We start from the raw sequence: 15,437 nt of genomic DNA, 5'->3' as shown, positions 1-15,437 counted from the left end.
AAAAAAGAACCGAAGCATTAAGTATGTCATGCGATAATAAACATCGCCGTCAGTAATAGGACACTTGAGTCAATTATGGGTAAGTCACTGGTTATTGTGGAGTCGCCAGCCAAAGCGAAGACCATCAATAAGTATTTAGGTAAGGACTTCATCGTAAAGTCCAGTGTAGGTCACGTACGTGACCTACCAACTGCTGGCCAGAGCACTGGTCAAAAAGCAGCAGCGGTATCAACCAAAGGCTTGAGTGCTGAAGAAAAAGCGCGCATCAAAAAAGAAAAAGATCGCAAGTCGTTGATCAAAAAAATGGGCATCGATCCATACCACGGCTGGGAAGCGAACTATCAAGTTCTTCCAGGCAAAGAAAAAGTGGTTGCTGAACTGCAAAAACTCGCCAAAGACGCTGACAGCGTTTACCTCGCAACCGATTTGGACCGCGAAGGAGAAGCCATCGCTTGGCACCTTCGTGAGATCATCGGTGGCGATGAAGAGCGATACAAGCGCGTTGTATTCAACGAAATTACTAAAAACGCAATCCAACAAGCCTTTGAAAAACCGGGCGAGTTAAGTATGGATGGCGTTAATGCACAGCAAGCACGACGTTTCATGGACCGAGTGGTAGGCTTTATGGTCTCTCCACTGCTCTGGAAAAAAGTGGCACGTGGCTTGTCTGCTGGTCGTGTACAGTCGGTAGCGGTTAAGCTGTTGGTTGAACGTGAACGCGAAATTAAAGCGTTTATTCCTGAAGAGTTCTGGGATATTCACGCGGACACCAAGACGGCAGACAAAACAGACTTCCGCTTGCAAGTTGCGCAGAAAGATGGCGTTGCTTTCAAACCAGTAAATGAAGCTCAAACACAAGCTGCAGTTGCTGTGTTAGAGAAATCTGCTTACGAAGTGTGTAAGCGTGAAGACCGTCCAACATCTAGCAAGCCATCCGCTCCGTACATCACGTCAACACTTCAACAAGCGGCAAGTACTCGTCTTGGTTACGGTGTTAAGAAGACGATGATGCTTGCACAGCGTTTGTATGAAGCAGGTTACATTACCTATATGCGTACTGACTCAACTAACTTGAGTTCAGAAGCAGTAGAGACAGTTCGCGGTTTTATTGGCGATGAGTTTGGTGATGCTTACTTACCAGCGAAGCCGATTGTTTATGGCAGCAAAGAAGGTGCTCAAGAGGCGCACGAAGCGATTCGCCCTTCGGATGTGTCCGTGAAAGCTGACGACTTAAATGGCATGGAAGCAGACGCGCACAAGCTGTACTCGTTGATCTGGAATCAGTTCGTTGCGTGTCAAATGACGCCAGCGAAATATGACTCAACCACGGTGAGCGTAAAAGCGGCAGAATACACGCTAAAAGCGAAAGGTCGCATCCTTAAGTTTGATGGTTGGACACGTGTTCAACGTCCAATGGGTAAAAACGAAGACCAGATCCTTCCTGCTGTACAAGTGGGTGACAAAATCGATCTTGTGGCTCTTGACCCTAAACAGCATTTCACTAAGCCGCCAGCACGCTTTACAGAAGCAGCATTGGTTAAAGAATTAGAGAAACGTGGTATTGGTCGTCCGTCAACTTACGCTTCGATCATTTCAACGATCCAAGATCGTGGTTATGTAAAAGTGGAACAACGTCGCTTCTATGCAGAAAAGATGGGCGAAATTGTGACCGATCGTCTCAATGGTAGCTTTGACGAGTTGATGAACTACGAGTTCACTTCTCGCATGGAAGAGAAGCTTGACCAAATCGCGGAAGGTGAAGCGAATTGGAAGAAAGTGCTCGATAACTTCTTCACAGACTTTACTGGTGATCTTGAGAAAGCAGACTTAGACGAAACTGAAGGTGGCATGAAGCCAAATCACATCGTCTATACCGATATTGAATGTCCGACATGTTCACGTGAAATGGGTATTCGAACTGCTTCAACTGGTGTATTCCTTGGCTGTTCAGGCTACGCTTTACCACCGAAAGAACGTTGTAAGACAACAATTAACTTAGGTGATGAAGATGGCGTAATTAACGTCCTTGAAGAAGACGTTGAAACCGCAGCGCTACGTGCGAAGAAACGTTGTCCGATCTGTGAAACTGCGATGGATGCTTATCTTATTGATGATAAGCGTAAGCTACACGTTTGTGGTAACAACCCGAACTGTGAAGGCTACGTTGTTGAGCACGGTGAATACAAAGTGAAAGGCTATGACGGGCCAGTTGTAGAGTGTGACAAATGTGGCACTGACATGGTTCTTAAAAATGGTCGTTTTGGCAAATACATGGATTGTACGAGTGAAGATTGTAAGAACACTCGTAAGATTCTGAAAAATGGCGAAGTTGCGCCACCGAAAGAAGATCCTGTACATCTTCCTGAGCTTCCATGTGAAAACTCAGATGCGTACTTTGTTCTTCGTGATGGTGCATCAGGCCTTTTCCTTGCAGCAAGTACTTTCCCTAAATCGCGTGAAACTCGTGCTCCTTTAGTTGAAGAGCTGGTTCGATTTAAAGATCGTATCTCACCTAAGTTCCATTACTTAGCTGATGCACCGCAAAATGATCCAGATGGTTTACCAATGGTGGTTCGTTTTAGTCGTAAATCTAAAGAGAACTACGTTCGCTCAGAAGTTGATGGAAAACCATCTGGCTACACAGCGCTGTATGTTGATGGTAAATGGGAAATTACAGATAAACGTAAGAAACCCGCTAAAGCGAAGAAATAGTTTCTAACCGTAAGTATGAAAAGCAGCCGTCAGGCTGCTTTTTTATTGTGTGAAAACTCGATAATTTTGCATATTTTTGGGGATTAAGTTCAACTTTCAAGCCTATACATCAGTATTACATAATATTCTCATGTCCACTTTTGACAACTTCATAGATAGCTTCTATTGATTAACAGTTAAATAGAGAAGTAGGGATATGAAATACAGACAAACACTACTGCTGTTCTTGATTTCGGTTAGTTGCGCATTTGGACTTACGGCTTATTTTGTTTCTAAACAGATTATTGAAAATGTAGTTGAGGATCTCACCTGGAAGTACAGTCAGGTGGCTGCTCAATATGACGTCGAAAGAACATTGGCTCCAATTTTGGAAGAAGTTTCATTAGTAGAGCAGTTGGCACAACATCCACATATTCTTTCTTGGGCGCATAAATATGACGACTCAGTGTATCGTAGTGCCGCGGAGGAAACGTTAGAGCACTATCGCTGGCTATTTCGCTCTAATAACTTTTTCATCGTTTTGGATGAAGACCTTTCCTACCACTACAATGACGTACCTAGCATACGTCAGTCTACTTTTCTTCGTTACTATTTAGAACCTGAATCAGTCACAGATGCTTGGTATTTTGATCAAAAGGCTAAGAACCAAATATTATCGGTTAATATCGCTAAAGATGTTCACATTGATAGAACCAAAGTATGGATTAATCAAGCCATCATAGACAAGGGGGAATTTCTAGGTGTGGTCGGTACTGGTCTTGATATAACCCTTTTCACCAGTCAGCTCTCACATAAACATGTCTCATCAATGCAAACGTTTTTTGTCGATGCTAAAGAGCGCGTACAGCTCATTCTCGATAAAGGGCAGTTTAAATACCCTCTTCGAACGGCTAAGTTTGAAAAGCAGAACCTATCGACACTTATACCTAATCGACATGAATTTAATGTACTGTCTCAATTGATGGAGCAACAAAAAAATGGTGAAGAAGCTGAACTTCTGATGATCGAGCAAGCGGAAGGGAGAGCCGTTGTGTCAATTCACTATATTGACGAGCTTGGTTGGTATGAACTGACATTTGTTGATGTCGACAGCATGCTTCCTCCGTGGGCGTATAGCAGCTTAAGTTATTTCTTTATTGCACTGAGTATTCTTTTCGGTGCTGTAGGGTATATATATTGTCTGAAGGTATGGGTAAACCCGATTGAATCGTGGGTATCAAGAATAAAAAAATTGGCACATGAGAGTTATTTCCATAGTAAAGAGAAAGGCAATCATATCGGGCAGTGCGTAGATGTATTGGAAACAGAGTTATCGGAAAGCCGCCTCTCAGTTCGAAAAATGGTAGCTTCTAGAACCGCGATATTAGATGAGTTAACGACGGTTGATGTCGTTACTCAACTGTGGAACAAGAAAGGGCTTGACCAAGAGCTAGACTTGGAACTTGCTCGTGCTGAAAGAGAGCAAATTCGGTTTGGTCTTTTGTGGATTGATTTAGGTGTGATGGATCAATTAGGTTTTGATAGTTGTAACGACACTTTTGATCAATTGCTGTTTACCGCAGGCAAGGGGATAGAAAAGGCAGTTCGTGTTTATGATCGAGCGGCTCGTTGGGAAGATGATGAGTTTTTAGTGTTAGTTCGAGCCAGCCATCCTTGCAATCTAGAACAACTAGCGAAAAGAATCATTGCTTGTATTGGTGAGCAACAAAAGAACGCCGCACAAGCATTCAACTCTCCTTTCACATCATTGGCCATTGGTGGTGTCATCATTGAACCTGGAACCAGCAAATTGGAAGCACTCGCGCTTGCTGATAGAGCGTTGTATGCCGCCAAGCATAAAACTGAGAATAGTATCTATATCTATCATAGCCAAAAAGCTATAAATCAAATTGCATAACTATCGCCGTGTGGTTGCGATTGAAGCTGTTTATATTGCTATTGTGAATTGTTCGAAACAGAGACAATTATCGCTTAACTGCGAGGAGTATCACGAACTTGTAGTGTTTGTGTTATAGAGTTGTTTTGCTGCTCAAGGATAGTGTGAGCTACCCCAAGCTGATGAAAAGTAATTAATGTGAGCTTGTTAGTACAGCATATTTTAAATTGTAATCTTCTTGAAATACGATAACTTATAATAAACCTTTTGCACACACGGTGTGTAAGGGAAACTAGCAACGTCAAGTTGTGTGAGTAGTTCTGATTAGGAGCGGAATTACTCAACGGATATGAGGTAAGCGCCCCAAATATAAATAAGCTTATCTAAAAAAATTATAATATGGAGAGAATTAAATGGCTGGTGTTTTAGGAATGATCCTTGCTGGTGGAGAAGGTTCGCGTCTGCGCCCCTTAACTGAGTCCCGCAGTAAACCCTCGGTACCGTTTGGCGGTAGTTACCGTCTTATTGATTTCGCGCTGAACAATTTTGTTAATGCAGATTTAATGCGTATTTATGTACTTACGCAATTTAAGTCGCAGTCTTTGTTCCACCACCTAAAGAAAGGTTGGAACATCAATGGTATTACAGACCGTTTTATTGACCCTATTCCAGCGCAAATGCGCACAGGTAAGCGTTGGTATGAAGGTACTGCCGATGCTATTTATCAAAATCTACGTTTTATGGAGCTTTCTGAACCTGATCAAGTATGTATTTTTGGTTCGGACCACATCTATAAAATGGACATCAAGCAGATGCTAGATTTCCATAAGGAAAAAGAAGCGGCTTTGACAGTTTCTGCATTGCGCATGCCTCTGTCTGAAGCTTCTGAATTTGGTGTAATCGAAGTCGATGCGGAAGGTCGTATGATTGGTTTTGAAGAGAAACCAGCCAATCCTAAATCGATTCCAGGTGATCCTGAGTTCGCACTTGTTTCTATGGGTAACTACGTTTTTGAAGCTCAAAACCTGTTTTCTGAGTTGATTGAAGATGCAGATGACCCAGATTCCTCGCATGACTTTGGTAAAGACATCATTCCAAAGATGTTCCCTCGTGGTGATGTATTCGTATATGACTTCAGCACAAACCGTATTACTGGCGAGAAAGAAGAAGTTTACTGGCGCGATGTTGGTACGATCGATGCGTACTGGCAAGCTCATATGGATCTACTAGAGAAAGACGCACCATTCTCACTTTATAACCGAAAATGGCCATTGCATACTTTTTATCCGCCACTACCGCCAGCGACATTTACTGACTCGGATAATGGGCGCGTGCAGATCATCGATAGTTTAGTATGTAACGGTAGTTACGTTCGTGGTTCTCGAATCGAGAAATGTGTTTTAGGCTTCCGCAGTAATATTGCCTCAGCATGTGATATCAGCGAAAGTATCCTACTCGGAGATGTCAAAGTTGGCGAAGGCTGTGTTTTACGTCGTGTGATTGTCGATAAAGACGCAGATATCGCACCAGGAACACAAATTGGTGTGAACCTTACGGAAGATAAAAAGCACTTCCACGTATCTGACGATGGCATTGTAGTCATTCCAAAAGGAGCACGCATTGGCTACTAAGAATTTATCTATTCTGTTTGTAGCATCAGAAGCTGAAGGGCTTATTAAAAGTGGTGGCTTGGCTGATGTAGCCAAGGCACTGCCGGAAGCAATGAAGCAGCTTCAACAAGATGTTCGTTTGACGTTACCTGCTTATCAAAAGGTTGCGGGTATAGAGTCAGCGCCAGTATTACTTGAAACGCAATTAGAACACTGGCCTCATACGGCTTATAAAGTTAGAGAACTTTCAGTGGCTGGAGTCACTGTTTACGCTATTGATTGTTCTCAATATTATGACCGGCCTGAAATGTATGCTGAGAATAATCAAGCCTATGCTGACAATGGCGAGCGATTTGCATTTTTCAGTGCGGCTTGTTTAGACATGCTGCCTAAGCTTGATTTCCAGCCTGACATTATTCATGCAAATGATTGGCATACAGGATTAGTTCCATTTTTGCTTAAGCACCGTTATCAGTCATCAGAGTTTTTTGCTAGCACAAAGAGCATTTTGTCCATTCATAACGCAGTGTTTAAAGGCGTTTTTAGCTATGATGAATTGCAGTGTTTACCAGAGTTTCATGCGCGTTTCGCACCTGATGCAGCAGTAAGTCCTTCGCACATCACGATGTTAAAAGCGGGGGTACTTAATGCAGATAAAATCAATGCTGTGAGTCCAAGCTATGCGCAAGAATTGAAAACTGAATTAGGCAGCCATGGTATGGCGGCAGAATTTCAGCGTAGAGCGGCTGATTTAGTCGGTATTCTCAATGGGTGTGATTATTCATCTTGGAACCCTGAGACTGATGAATACTTACCTGCGAATTATCGGGCTAATCGCCAAAGTATGGTTCGCGGTAAAAAAGCCTGTAAACGAAGCTTACAAGATAGAGCTGGCCTTGAGGTTCGAGATGTAGCGATGTACGGCATGGTCTGTCGACTGACAAACCAAAAAGGGGTTCATTACCTTTTGCCGATATTATCTCAGTTTTTGAAACATGATGTTCAATTGGTAATTGTTGGTACGGGTGACCCTGTACTGGCGTCAAAACTGAAAGAAGTCGAAGCACAGCATAGTGACAAATTTAAGTTCATTGAGGCTTACGACAATGGCTTAGCGCACTTGGTTGAAGCGGGTTCTGATTTCTTCTTGATGCCATCAGAATTTGAGCCTTGTGGATTGAATCAAATCTACAGTATGGCTTACGGCACTTTGCCAATCGTGCGGGGTGTGGGTGGTTTGAAAGACAGTGTTAATGATTACGATGCAGATCCAGATATTGCGACTGGTTTTGTATTTGATGAGCCGGAACCAACCGCTTTATTATTGACGCTACAACGCTCATTGCTGCTTTATGCGCAGCAACCGAACGAAGTGAAGCGAGTTCAGCTGTATGCCATGGAGCAGAACTTTTGTTGGAGTAAAGCTGCGGATGAATATCTAACGCTTTACCATAGCGCGCTCAGTGCATGATTGAATATGAAGCAATAGAAGGCGTCATTTGGCGCCTTTTTTTATTGCTTTTTTTCATGATTGAATATGATTAATGACATGAATTGACATAAGCTGAATTAAAAAGTGCTGACTTTGTGCTAGTCTTCTAAACTTCGATTTGTCTAATAACTTGGTATATGACTTGATATGAGTTCTGCAATGCTATTCCACAAAACCTTTGAACACCCAACTAGTGATGAGTGGGTGGTATTTGTGCATGGTGCGGGTGGCAGTTCTTCGATCTGGTTTAAGCAGATCAAAGCGTATAAACAGCATTTCAACTTGTTGCTAATTGATCTTCGTGGGCACGGAAAATCTAACCAGTTACTTAAAGAATTGATGGCAAATCGATATACTTTTAAAGCAGTAACTCAGGATATTTTAAAAGTCCTCGATCATCTAAAAATCTCTTCAGCTCATTTTGTAGGAATGTCTCTAGGAACCATTATTGTTCGAAATGTGGCGGAATTAGCTGCAGATAGAGTAAAGTCGATGGTGCTAGGCGGGGCCGTCACGCGCTTAAATACGCGCTCTCAAGTTCTTGTTAGGCTAGGTAACCTTTGTAAGCACATTGTCCCTTACATGTGGCTGTACAGCTTGTTTGCCTATATCGTCATGCCACAGCGGACTCAAAAAGAGTCGCGTCACCTTTTTATTAGAGAGGCTAAAAAGCTCTGTCAAAAAGAGTTCAAACGCTGGTTTATCTTAACCGCAGAAGTGAACCCTTTGATGAAGTACTTTAAAGATAGAGAGCTACCGATCCCGACGCTCTATTTAATGGGAGAGAGAGACTATATGTTTATCAAACCCGTGAAAGAAATGGTGGCGGTTCATCACCAAAGCCAGCTGTTGGAAATTCCTGACTGCGGTCACGTTTGCAACGTAGAAAGACCTGACGAGTTCAATCAACATTCCATTGCTTTTATTCGACAGCAAATACAAACTGCCTAAGAGGCAAATTCTCCACATTGCCAGCAAGCACCAAATTGCGGTTCATTGCTTTCCCCACAGTGGTTGCAACGCCATTCTTCACCGATGTTATTTGATTGAAATTGGCGGATAATGTTCAACGCTTTTTCTTGTTGTTGTTCCTGCAATAGCCAGACATAGGGCTCGCTATTCTCGCCGAAAGGAATTTCACCTTGTAGGCCAAAAATCCCCTCCCCGCGTACTTCACAATCAATACTTTGAGACTTCAAAAGCTCACATACGATGTGAGCTTCTGGTGGATTGCTAGCGCTGTAGATCTTCATGAAGGGCTGCCATTATGTGCTTCGGGAGAAGATTTAATTTTTGCCATTACCCACTTAGCAATCACCGGGAATAATCCAAGTAGAGCAAATGATGCTAAAACAGATGGAGAAACAATACCGGATAAGCTTTCAATTTGCGCAAGTTGAGTACCTGCATTTAAGTAAACTGCGGTCCCAGGTAACATACCTAATTGGCTAACAAGGTAAAAGCGAGCAACGGAGAGAGGCGTTAACCCCATGAGCAAGTTAATTAGGAAAAATGGGAAAACGGGAATGAGGCGTAGTGAAAACAGATAAAACGCACCGTCGCGCTCCACACCTTGGTTAATCGCACTGAGCTTGTCACCGAATTTGTTTTGTACCCAGTCTCTTAGTAGGAATCGACTGCTTAGGAAAGCAAGGGTTGCACCTATCGTACTGGCAAAAGAAACCAAAATTAGGCTTGTCCAAAAACCAAACAGTGCGGCACCTAACAATGTGACGACAGCTGCACCAGGTATGGAAAAGGCGGTAATGGCAACATACGCGAGGAAGTAGGTGATTGCGGCGAGTGCAAAGTTCTCACTAATGTAATCTGCGAGAGCAAGCTGTTGAGCTTTCGCATTTTCAAGAGTTAGATACTGGCCAAAGTTCATGGCTAGGAAAACAATCAGTCCGACGAGAACTAAACCCAGAATCAATTTTTTATTCATAACAGCGCCCTTAATACAGCCATCGCTCATGTGAGCTATCTTCCTATCAAATCTTAACTAAATAAGTATAGGTATCAATTGGTATAATGAATAAGAACGATGCTATCGAGGAAAAATTTCCTCACATACAAAAAAGTCAGCCGATGGGCTGACTTTTTACGTATTCTTTTTAGCTACTCAGCTTGTTGAGCAATTCTTGTCGGCGAGTTTGAGGAATCACGGACCAATGTGTTCCCTTAATCGCGCCTTCAAGCGCCCAAAGTAATTCGACGCTCACTTCAGCAGAATGCGAGGATTGAATTGCTTGATAAGCTTTAACCGCTCCAACCTCTTCTAAAGATTCCACATCATCAATGCCGGCTTTTTTTAGCATTCTTTCAGTGGCCAAACGTAAGTTCGGTAGATCTTTTAATCGATTCGGTTTCGCTTTTGATTGAATCTTCTTCTCTTCTTTCGCGGCATTAAGTGCTTCTTTTGCAACGGTTAATGTGCGATTAGAGTCCGCTGACCAATCATCAGTGAGAGCAAAATATTTTGTGACGACAGGAAATCCACGCTTTTTATACACGTAAGGCTCTAAACCTAATGCTTTGAATTGTCGCGTGAGTTTGCTATCAGCTCGTACATGAAGCTTATCGTTTACCACTAAGGCAAACATGGTTTCATCTGCGAAAATGCCGAAGCCGCCAAACATTGAACGAGACTTGATTTGACCAAGTTGCTCAAACAGTCTCATTGAGTCTTTTAGTATTGGTTTATCCATGCTGTATATTCTCGGTGTATATGTATACGCCACCAATTCAGGTCCGAGAGAGTAGCAAAATAATGCAGAATTTATGTCAGTAAGGTGTCATACAGGAAAACTGGTCGTAAAAATTAAAGAAAATTTATGTCTCAGTTGTTCAGAAGCCTGAGGCATGTCTAAATTACGAACAATTCAAGTGTACTAGTTTTGCATTTTTACCATCGGCAACCCCGCTGCCTTGCATCTAATTAGGATACTTAAGGCCGGTGGCTTTGCGTCCCATCTTTTCAGAATGGTTTGCCCTGTTCGTGGCATTGTCGAACAACATTAAGAATAAATAAATTTTGAGGTAAGTATCACACTTAGATGATCTAAATGTGATCTTGGTTCAGTAAATTGATATGAGGTATGCGTTTGGTTAATTAATAAAGCGTCAACCAAACGCACAATTTTATTATTTGTTTAGGTTGCGAACCGTACAACGCTCAACGATTTCTGGGTGCATTTCGAACACGCGTTTGTCATGTTCTTTGTCTTTAATGCGTTCTAGCAGGATCTCGAATGCGTTTTTACCGACACGACGTTTTGGTTGGTGAACCGTTGTCAGTGGTGGTGAGAAGTATTCAGCAAGTTCAATGTTGTCATAACCAATTACTGAAATATCTTCTGGAATACGGATACCTTTTTGCTGTAGGCGGCTCATTAAGCCAAGCGCCATCGTATCGTTAAAACAGAATACAGCTGTAGGACGCGTGTCCATTGCAACAATTTTGTCAGCAGCAAGGACTGCCGTATCACATTCGAAGTTGCCTTCAAGGATCCAGTCTTCGTTCACTTCCAGGTTTGCTTCAGACATTGCACGGCGATAACCAGCAATACGCTCCTGACACGCTGCTTTTTCGAAATGGCCGCTTAAACATGCAACTTGAGAGTGACCACGTTCGATGAGGTACTTAGTCGCTAGGTAGCCACCTTCTTCCGAGTTATCAATGATTTTATCGGCTTGAGAGCTCTCTGGGCCCCAGTCCATTACTACTTTAGGGATGTCCTTATGGCGGTCTAGCATTTCGCTCAGCTCTTCTGTTAGATCAGAACACATCACTAAAATGCCATCAACGCGCTTTTCAGCCAGCATGCGGATGTAGTCACGTTGCTTCTCGTAGATACCGCCAGTGTTACACAGAATTAGAGTATAACCTTGACGGTAACAGTAGCTCTCTACGCCATCGATCACTTCAGAGAAGAAAAGGTTAGTAGATTGAGTTACTAGCATACCGATGGTGCGAGTGGTATTACATTTTAGGCTACGAGCTACCGCGCTAGGTGCATAGTTCAGCTCATTTACCGCTTCCATAACCTTTTCTTGGGTCGCTTCAGCAACAAATCGAGTCTTGTTAATTACGTGGGATACAGTAGTCGTTGATACGCCGGCTAAGCGTGCTACGTCTTTAATAGTGGCCATAAGGTTCTGTCCTGTCGATGTCTGCCACGGAACAATATTCCTAGTTTAGGATAAGTTGGCAGAAAGTATCAGAAACACAAAAACCGCTTTAATTAGCGGTTTGCATTTATTTCATTCGTTTTTATCGTTTGCGGTCACGATTTTAGACCGCAAACAGATATAGAGCAAATAAAAACGTTTTTGTTACCTGGGAAGGGTCACAAAAAGTGCGGTTTTATTCGCCTTTTAGGTAGCTACAATCTAGCTCTAGGAATGCGACCATCAGCATTACGACTGCAGCGTAAAAGCCAAATTCATCAAATGATTGGCATTTCGCTGAGAACTTCGGTGTCCAACTCAATAAGTATTGACGAATGATGCTTTCTTGCTGTTCTAAGGCATTTTCAAGATCAGCTTCTTGAGCAAGTTCATTTGAACGAATAATGAGGTTGCCTAAGAAATCGAGCTCAATGGCGATGTGGTCAGCTGGTTCGTTGAGGTTTTCATCGATAGCAAAACCGTGCTCTGTCATCAGCTCCAACATCTCTTTCGCTGGCGTATCGTTGAGTAAGCCGCTCTTACCGATATACATCGAAGCATAAGGTAGGGCTGAATCTTTGTCTGATTTCAAAAACAGATCGCAAAAATCGGCCGCAAGTTCCAATTGAGCATCTTCGCGATCCATCAGGCGGTTAAGCGCGTCAGTCAGTTTCTCAACCGCAGGTTTTAGTGATTCGTTTTCACCTAAGCCTGTCAAAAAAGAACGAATCTCTGCAGAGTGGTACTGGTCAATGTTCTCTTGAGTTAACTCTTTTGCCAGTAGACTAGATAGCCACCAATAGATTTCGGCGCGCTTTTCGTTAAATGCTTTGATTTCTTGCATTGTGAACAACTCCAAAAATAACTGGCACCAGTTTACCGAATAAAAATGAACAGCGGTAACACTGGTTATGGCAAATTAAGGCTAAATGTGGAAAAAAGTGAACAGGTAGCCTAGGTTTGTCTTGAATCAATAAAAAATCATCTTTCTTGATTTTAAAGTAACAAATACTAGAAATGTTACTGATTATGAATAGAATACAGATTAAAACGATGACCAATGTAAATAAGTGGTGTAAATGAGCTATCACGTATTAGTTGTAGAAGATGACGCAGTAACTCGCAGCAAGCTAGTAGGGTACTTTCAAAATGAAGGTTACCACGTTAGTGAAGCAGAAAGCGGCGAGCAGATGCGTGAATCACTACAAAACAATGCGATAGATTTGGTGATGTTAGATATTAATCTTCCTGGTGAAGATGGTTTGATGCTAACACGCGAACTTCGCAGTCAATCAGACATTGGAATTATCCTGGTAACAGGACGCACGGATAGCATTGATAAAATTGTCGGCCTTGAAATGGGTGCAGATGATTACGTAACCAAACCATTTGAGCTTAGAGAACTCTTGGTTCGTGTTAAAAACTTGCTTTGGCGTATTTCAGCCGCGCGTAATGCGACGGGAGCAATTGAAAGCGACAAGCAAGACGGTAACACAGTACGTTTTGGCGAATGGACATTTGATGTTCAGCGTCGAGCGCTAAGCCGTGCAGGAGAGCCTGTAAAGCTCACTAAAGCCGAATACGAATTGTTGGTCGCGTTGTCATCTTATCCTAATCAGGTATTAAGCCGCGAACGCATTTTGAACATGATCAGTCATCGTGTCGATGCGCCAAACGATCGTACCATCGACGTCTTGATCCGTCGTATGCGCGCGAAAATGGAGTTCGATCCAAAGAACCCACAAATTTTCGTTACCGTGCATGGTGAAGGCTACATGTTTGCTGGTGATTAAGCCTGGCTGATATGCCAAAAGATATAAAAATACCGAGGTGAATGCCTCGGTATTTTTATATTGGTTACGTGAAATTAGAGCTTACTTTCCGCGGGCTCTAGCGATTTCTCTTCGTAGTCTGAGGCCCAGTCACGTAACTTCTGCCACAAACGGCCAAGTGTCTCATGCCAGTAACGCTCAGTTTGCTCTAAGTAGACCGCTTTCGGCGTGTATTTAGCCCAAGGTTGGGTCACATTATCATGCGCCAGATAGTTAGTTGGCGCTGGGTAGGGCTTCAATCCCGCAGAGTGGAATTCATTTAGAGCTCGTTGCATGTGGCTCGCCGAAGTCACGACAACCATTTTTTTATGTTTCACAAATGCTGCTGCTTGCCTTGCTTCTTCCCAGGTATCTTTGGCTGTTTCAAGCAGAATAATATCTGATTTAGACACGCCAAGAGCTAGGGCGACTTTTGCCATCATACGAGCATTACTGATTTCTGAGCCCCCCGAATAGCCCGACAAAATCAGTTTTGAACCAGGATAAATACGCATAACACGAATCCCTTCTGCCAAACGCATTAAACCGGTGCGGCTCAATTCGGAAGTCGGGGGAATATCATCATCAACTACATGGCCGCTGCCCAATACCATCACGTAGTCTATAGACTCATCAACGGGGAAAAATGCAGAGTATTGGCGCTCAAGTGGCATAAGGAGTCTTGAGGATAAAGGCTGAAAAGCAACGAGGAAAATACCAATAAAAGAGAAAAGAACAATAACACAGCCAGTCTTTTGATTCCTGGTGAACATGATTAACATTAGGCCTAGTAACCCAATGATTAACATTGCCGGTAAGGGCATCAGGAGAGAAGAGACCACTTTTTTCAGCTCAAACATACTAAATAGTCCGAAAAAACATCAGTTGATTATTATTTAAGAGAAACCCTCTTTATTCCTGCCTTTCTTGTGACAGAATAGCAGCACGATTGGACATGATACCTTAAGCTGCTGTGACTGAAGACCGTAATTTCGACGATATCGCCCACAAATTTGCAAAAAATATTTACGGCTCTGACAAGGGCGAGATCCGCCAAGTCATTGTTTGGGAAGACCTCGAACATTTATTAAACGCTGTCGATGGTGATAAACGCCTACTGAAAGTTCTAGATGCAGGTGGTGGCTTAGCACAAATGTCGCAAAAGCTTGCCAAACTCGGACACCAAGTCGAGTTATGTGATCTATCTTCGGAAATGCTTCAACTGGCTAAACTGGATATTGAAAAAAATGGTCTGCTTGCGCAGTATCGCTTGATTCATTCGCCGGTCCAAGAGATTGCACAGCACCTTGATGGTCAAGTGGATGTGGTTATGTTTCATGCTGTCATGGAGTGGTTAGCTGATCCTAAACCTGCCTTGGAAACCGTTTTGGAGCAGGTGAAACTGGGTGGCGCAGCATCGATTATGTTTTATAACCATCATGGTCTGGTTTATAAGAATGTGGTTTGTGGCAATATTCCTCACGTATTAGATGGAATGCCGCACCGCAAGAGATTTAAATTACAGCCACAGAAAGGCTTAAAGCCAGAAGATGTCTATCAATGGATTGAAGAGGCGGGCTTTGAAATCTGTGGTAAATCTGGCATCCGCTGTTTTAGTGATTACATAGGGAATATGGAATACACAGGGGATTACCAGTATGAAGATGTATTGGCACTCGAAAAACAACTGTGTCGACAAGAGCCATACCTCTCATTAGGCCGTTACATTCATGTTTGGGCCAAGAAAAAAGAGAAACAGGAATAAC

13 protein-coding genes and 1 riboswitch are annotated in these 15,437 nt (G+C 42.8%); of the genes, 7 read left to right on the top strand and 6 right to left on the bottom strand.

The features are described from left to right. The first annotated feature begins 75 nt into the window (after positions 1 to 75). From topA to GVO60_RS09725, 5 genes are all read left to right on the top strand, one after another. Complete coding sequence (gene topA, locus GVO60_RS09745) at positions 76 to 2,712, top strand: type I DNA topoisomerase (protein WP_159653406.1); 2,637 nt, start codon at positions 76 to 78, stop codon at positions 2,710 to 2,712. Positions 2,713 to 2,908: 196 nt separating this feature from the next. Then, positions 2,909 to 4,609, top strand: coding sequence for a diguanylate cyclase domain-containing protein (locus GVO60_RS09740; protein WP_159653404.1), 1,701 nt, complete (start codon positions 2,909 to 2,911; stop codon positions 4,607 to 4,609). Positions 4,610 to 5,001: 392 nt separating this feature from the next. Then, positions 5,002 to 6,219, top strand: coding sequence for a glucose-1-phosphate adenylyltransferase (glgC, locus tag GVO60_RS09735; RefSeq protein WP_159653402.1), 1,218 nt, complete (start codon positions 5,002 to 5,004; stop codon positions 6,217 to 6,219). Further along, positions 6,209 to 7,669, top strand: coding sequence for a glycogen synthase GlgA (gene glgA / locus GVO60_RS09730; RefSeq protein ID WP_159653400.1), 1,461 nt, complete (start codon positions 6,209 to 6,211; stop codon positions 7,667 to 7,669). The genes glgC and glgA overlap by 11 nt, the downstream gene beginning before the upstream one ends. 168 nt (positions 7,670 to 7,837) lie before the next feature. Beyond that, the gene (locus GVO60_RS09725; RefSeq protein ID WP_159653398.1) at positions 7,838 to 8,641 is read left to right on the top strand and encodes an alpha/beta fold hydrolase; all 804 of its coding nucleotides are present in this window, start codon (positions 7,838 to 7,840) and stop codon (positions 8,639 to 8,641) included. Here the strand turns inward: GVO60_RS09725 and GVO60_RS09720 are convergent. The 5 genes from GVO60_RS09720 to torD form a co-directional block, all read right to left on the bottom strand. Beyond that, positions 8,638 to 8,943 carry a putative signal transducing protein gene (locus tag GVO60_RS09720; protein WP_159653395.1) on the bottom strand — a complete coding sequence of 102 codons (306 nt, stop codon included), beginning with the start codon at positions 8,941 to 8,943 and terminating at the stop codon, positions 8,638 to 8,640. The genes GVO60_RS09725 and GVO60_RS09720 overlap by 4 nt on opposite strands. Beyond that, positions 8,940 to 9,635, bottom strand: a complete 696-nt coding sequence (locus GVO60_RS09715) for a TVP38/TMEM64 family protein (protein WP_159653393.1) — start codon at positions 9,633 to 9,635, stop codon at positions 8,940 to 8,942. The genes GVO60_RS09720 and GVO60_RS09715 overlap by 4 nt, the downstream gene beginning before the upstream one ends. Before the next feature lie 169 nt (positions 9,636 to 9,804). Further along, positions 9,805 to 10,398 carry a TfoX/Sxy family DNA transformation protein gene (locus GVO60_RS09710; protein WP_159653391.1) on the bottom strand — a complete coding sequence of 198 codons (594 nt, stop codon included), beginning with the start codon at positions 10,396 to 10,398 and terminating at the stop codon, positions 9,805 to 9,807. Between the two features lie 202 nt (positions 10,399 to 10,600). Then, a riboswitch (cyclic di-GMP riboswitch) is annotated at positions 10,601 to 10,692 on the bottom strand. A 142-nt stretch (positions 10,693 to 10,834) separates the two neighbouring features. Next, positions 10,835 to 11,842 (bottom strand): HTH-type transcriptional repressor PurR, encoded by a 1,008-nt coding sequence (gene purR / locus GVO60_RS09705; RefSeq protein WP_159653389.1) that lies wholly within the window; start codon positions 11,840 to 11,842, stop codon positions 10,835 to 10,837. Between the two features lie 214 nt (positions 11,843 to 12,056). Further along, positions 12,057 to 12,704 (bottom strand): molecular chaperone TorD, encoded by a 648-nt coding sequence (torD, locus tag GVO60_RS09700; protein ID WP_159653387.1) that lies wholly within the window; start codon positions 12,702 to 12,704, stop codon positions 12,057 to 12,059. Between the two features lie 235 nt (positions 12,705 to 12,939). On the opposite strand from torD, the gene torR reads away from it, so the two are divergent. Beyond that, complete coding sequence (gene torR, locus GVO60_RS09695) at positions 12,940 to 13,653, top strand: two-component system response regulator TorR (protein ID WP_159653385.1); 714 nt, start codon at positions 12,940 to 12,942, stop codon at positions 13,651 to 13,653. A 74-nt stretch (positions 13,654 to 13,727) separates the two neighbouring features. Here torR and elyC read toward each other — a convergent pair whose 3' ends face one another. Beyond that, entirely contained in the window at positions 13,728 to 14,531 is an 804-nt protein-coding gene (gene elyC / locus GVO60_RS09690) for an envelope biogenesis factor ElyC (RefSeq protein WP_159653383.1), read from the bottom strand. Positions 14,532 to 14,644: 113 nt separating this feature from the next. Here elyC and cmoM point away from each other — a divergent pair, with 113 nt between their 5' ends. After that, positions 14,645 to 15,436, top strand: a complete 792-nt coding sequence (gene cmoM, locus GVO60_RS09685; protein WP_159653381.1) for a tRNA uridine 5-oxyacetic acid(34) methyltransferase CmoM — start codon at positions 14,645 to 14,647, stop codon at positions 15,434 to 15,436. Position 15,437: the final 1 nt, after the last annotated feature.

Source organism: Vibrio atypicus (assembly GCF_009811315.1).
Taxonomy (GTDB): Bacteria; Pseudomonadota; Gammaproteobacteria; order Enterobacterales; family Vibrionaceae; genus Vibrio; species Vibrio atypicus.
This window is presented reverse-complemented; position numbering and strand designations above follow the sequence as displayed.

What these genes read in the sequence shown, in the direction of transcription:
- torR (WP_159653385.1), top strand. Translation starts at nt 12,940, where the DNA reads ATGAGCTATCACGTATTAGTTGTAGAAGATGACGCAGTAACTCGCAGC.
- GVO60_RS09725 (WP_159653398.1), top strand. Translation starts at nt 7,838, where the DNA reads ATGAGTTCTGCAATGCTATTCCACAAAACCTTTGAACACCCAACTAGT.
- elyC (WP_159653383.1), bottom strand. Translation starts at nt 14,531, where the DNA reads ATGTTTGAGCTGAAAAAAGTGGTCTCTTCTCTCCTGATGCCCTTACCG.
- purR (WP_159653389.1), bottom strand. Translation starts at nt 11,842, where the DNA reads ATGGCCACTATTAAAGACGTAGCACGCTTAGCCGGCGTATCAACGACT.
- GVO60_RS09710 (WP_159653391.1), bottom strand. Translation starts at nt 10,398, where the DNA reads ATGGATAAACCAATACTAAAAGACTCAATGAGACTGTTTGAGCAACTT.
- glgC (WP_159653402.1), top strand. Translation starts at nt 5,002, where the DNA reads ATGGCTGGTGTTTTAGGAATGATCCTTGCTGGTGGAGAAGGTTCGCGT.
- GVO60_RS09715 (WP_159653393.1), bottom strand. Translation starts at nt 9,635, where the DNA reads ATGAATAAAAAATTGATTCTGGGTTTAGTTCTCGTCGGACTGATTGTT.
- topA (WP_159653406.1), top strand. Translation starts at nt 76, where the DNA reads ATGGGTAAGTCACTGGTTATTGTGGAGTCGCCAGCCAAAGCGAAGACC.
- GVO60_RS09740 (WP_159653404.1), top strand. Translation starts at nt 2,909, where the DNA reads ATGAAATACAGACAAACACTACTGCTGTTCTTGATTTCGGTTAGTTGC.
- GVO60_RS09720 (WP_159653395.1), bottom strand. Translation starts at nt 8,943, where the DNA reads ATGAAGATCTACAGCGCTAGCAATCCACCAGAAGCTCACATCGTATGT.
- torD (WP_159653387.1), bottom strand. Translation starts at nt 12,704, where the DNA reads ATGCAAGAAATCAAAGCATTTAACGAAAAGCGCGCCGAAATCTATTGG.